General features: G+C 73.8%; 2 protein-coding genes. One reads left to right on the top strand and one right to left on the bottom strand.

What is annotated here, in order from left to right; genetic code table 11:
• A partial coding sequence (uvrA, locus tag CKO13_RS11680) for an excinuclease ABC subunit UvrA (protein ID WP_200261228.1) occupies nt 1-1,759 on the bottom strand: 1,759 nt, incomplete at its 3' end.
• 247 nt (nt 1,760-2,006) lie between these two features.
• Between uvrA and ssb the strand changes: the two genes are divergently transcribed.
• Nucleotides 2,007-2,383: single-stranded DNA-binding protein (ssb, locus tag CKO13_RS11675; RefSeq protein ID WP_200261226.1), on the top strand; the 377-nt coding region annotated here is incomplete at its 3' end.

The following is a 2,383-nucleotide window of genomic DNA, read 5'->3' as shown; positions in this document are numbered from 1 at the left end:
CGCTGACCGGCGCCTCGTCGGCGGCGGTCGCCGCCGGCGGGCCGGCGGCGACCACCCGGCCGCCGTGCTCGCCGGCGGCCGGGCCCATGTCGATGAGGTGGTCGGCGGCGCGGATCGCCTGCGCCTCGTGCTCGACGACGATCACCGTGTTGCCGGTATCGCGCAGCCGGCGCAGGGTCTCGAGCAGGCGGCCGTGGTCGCGGGGGTGGAGGCCGATGGAGGGCTCGTCGAGGACGTAGAGCACGCCCACGAGCCCGGCGCCGAGCTGGCTGGCGAGGCGGATGCGCTGCGCCTCGCCGCCGGAGAGGGTGGCGGCCCCGCGCTCGAGGGTCAGGTAGCCGAGGCCGACGTCCTCGAGGAAGCCGAGGCGCTGGACGAGCTCGTCGAGCACCGGCCGGGCGATCTCGCCCCGGGTGCCGGTGAGGCTCAGCCCGGCGCAGGCGGCGCGGGCCTCGTGGATCGGCAGGGCGGTGAGCCCGGGCAGCGTCCAGTCGCCGACGTACACGTGGCGGGCCCGGCGGTTGAGGCGGCTGCCGCCGCACTCGGGGCAGGGGCGCACGGTGAGGAAGCGGCCGAGCTCCTCGCGGACGGTGGCCGACTCGGCCTCGCGGTAGCGGCGCTCGAGGCTCGGCAGGACCCCCTCGAAGGGGTGCTCCTGGGTGACCGTGCCGCTCGGCCCCGGGTAGCGGAAGGTGATCGCCTCGTCCCCCGAGCCGTGGAGGATGATCCGCTGGATCCGCTCGGGCAGCGCCTCCCACGGCGTCTCGAGGTCGAAGCCGTAGTGGGCCGCCAGCCCCTCGAGGGTCGCGTGGTAGTAGAGGTTGCGCCGGTCCCAGCCCCGGATGGCGCCCTCGGCGAGGGTCAGCTGCGGGCGGCTGACCACGCGCTGGGGGTCGAAGGCGTGCTGCTCGCCGAGCCCGTCGCAGCTCGGGCAGGCGCCGTCGGGGTTGTTGAAGGAGAACATCCGCGGCTCCAGCGGCTCGACGGCGTAGCCGCAGCTCGGGCAGGCGGGCTGGGCGGAGAAGGTCAGCGGCTCGCGCTGCGGCTCGTCGAGCCAGGCGGCGCGCACGAGCCCCTCGCTCAGGCTCAGGGCCGTCTCGATGGAGTCGGCGAGCCGGGCGGCGAGCGAGGCCCGGACCCGGAAGCGGTCGATCACCGCCTCGATGCGGTGGGGCCCGTCGCCGCCGAGCGCTGGCGGCGGGTCGAGCTCGAGCAGCTCGCCGTCGATCCGGGCGCGGATGAAGCCCTGGGCGCGCAGCTGCTCGAGGGTGCGCGCCGGCTCCTGCGGCGCGGGCTCGAGCGGTGCGAGCAGCGCCATCTTCGTCCCCTCCGGCTCGGCGAGGATGCGGTCGACCATCTGCGTGACCGTGCTCGCCTCCAGGGCGGCCCCGTGCTCCGGGCAGCAGGGGACCCCGGCGCGGGCGAAGAGCAGGCGCAGGTAGTCGTGGATCTCGGTGACCGTGCCCACCGTCGAGCGCGGGTTGTGGGAGGCCGACTTCTGCTCCACCGAGATCGCCGGCGAGAGCCCGTCGATGTGGTCGACGTCCGGCTTGTCCATCATCGACAGGAACTGCCGGGCGTAGGCCGAGAGCGACTCGACGTAGCGCCGCTGCCCCTCGGCGTAGAGGGTGTCGAAGGCCAGCGACGACTTGCCCGAGCCGGAGACGCCGGTGATCACCGTCAGGCGGCCGCGGGGGATGTCGACGTCGATCCCCTGCAGGTTGTGGGTGCGTGCGCCGCGGATGCGGATCGTATCCATGTTCACTCGGGGGCGGCAGGAGGCGGAGGAATCGACTACGCTACCGCGCTATACGCCGGCCTGTCAGTCGCCGCGTCGCCGCTCGCCGGGCGGGGCGGGAAGGGCCCTCGCGGTTTCGCGCGCCGGCCAAAACCTTTAGATTGAACTCCCCCCGTCCGGCTCCTCGGCAGCGGAGGCCGGCGAGCGCGGGCGGCGCCCACAGCCGACGAATCCACCCAATCCCAGCGGCAAAGGAGGTGCTCGGCCCATGGCGAGCAGAGGCATCAACAAGGTCATCCTCATCGGCAACCTCGGCCGCGACCCGGAGGTGCGCTATACGGCCTCGGGCAGCGCCGTCGCCAACGTCACCCTGGCCACCTCCGAGAGCTGGCGCGACCGCCAGACCGGGGAGCAGCAGGAGCGCACCGAGTGGCACCGCCTGGTCTTCTTCGGGCGCCTGGCGGAGATCGCCGGCGAGTACCTGCGCAAGGGCTCCAAGATCTACGTCGAGGGCCGGCTGCAGACCCGCAAGTGGCAGGACCAGAACAACCAGGACCGCTACACCACCGAGATCGTCGCCAACGAGATGCAGATGCTCGACAGCCGCGGCGGCGGCGGGGCGGCGCCGCGGCTGTCGAGCATCTG

It is taken from the genome of Halorhodospira neutriphila (assembly GCF_016584055.1).
GTDB lineage: Bacteria > Pseudomonadota > Gammaproteobacteria > Nitrococcales > Halorhodospiraceae > Halorhodospira > Halorhodospira neutriphila.
Note: the sequence above shows the minus strand (reverse complement) of the source record. Positions and strands in the feature narration are given on the sequence as shown.